This window comes from Rahnella sp. P4_A8 (assembly GCF_056402435.1).
On record NZ_JBFUHK010000309.1, the window covers coordinates 1 to 828 of the forward strand.

Consider the following 828-nt stretch of genomic DNA (forward strand, 5'->3'; position numbering starts at 1 on the left):
ACACAAGACAAAACAATGCTGTGAGATAAAAAATCAATATTTTTCATAATCTTATAATTAATTTTTTGATTTTTAACGTGTCATTAAATAGCATGGGATGAGAGTAATAAAATGAATGCCTGCCATAAAAATTTTAACAAAAGGAAATTAAATGTAACTAAAGGTAAGAAAACTGACAAAATCTTACCTTTGGGCGTATAACTATTTTGTACCTTTCACTCAAAAGAAAACGTGTGACTGAAGAAAAGACTTACCATGATGTTGCTGGAGTTTTTTACTTCTATTTCATTTTCTTTATGAAATAGTTATATATATGTTGGTAATGAGAATTCTTCAGCTTCACTTTTTTCGGCAAGTGTCAGTATCACTGCTAAGAAATTTTCTGGTGGAGACCAAATTATTAGCAGAATAATCATAACCGTTACGAGGGTAAAAAAATGATAAAAGAACTTTCTCAATCTCAATTAGCTTTAGTTGCAGGCGGGAATGCTAACTCCAATTATGAAGGAGGGCATGGCGGCGGTAACTTACATGACCATCATGACCAAGCATCCTGGAGTCATCTTGCGGGAAGAGCTCCTACCAATATATATGGAGGTACTACAGAATGCGCTACAGGCGTTTTTGGAGCACTGGCTAAAGGCTTTCCTAATGCGGTTAAAATGGGCTTCGGTGTGGCTAAAAATGCAAGTAAATGCCTGTCTGATAATGGCGGTCGGGGCAGTTTTGGCGGAGACGCTAATGCCAACAGCGTCAATGGTCAATGCCACTGGTAATCAACTGGTAATCACGTCCAAATAGTTTACATTACGCTAAGCTACCCTGAAG

1 protein-coding gene is annotated in these 828 nt (G+C 37.2%); it reads left to right on the plus strand.

All coding sequences use genetic code 11. The annotated features are described in order from the left end of the window. Window positions 1–437: 437 nt before the first annotated feature. Window positions 438–776: a hypothetical protein gene (locus tag AC1DUO_RS25640; RefSeq protein WP_477989528.1), complete on the plus strand. Its 339-nt coding sequence runs from the start codon at window positions 438–440 to the stop codon at window positions 774–776. Window positions 777–828 lie beyond the last annotated feature (52 nt).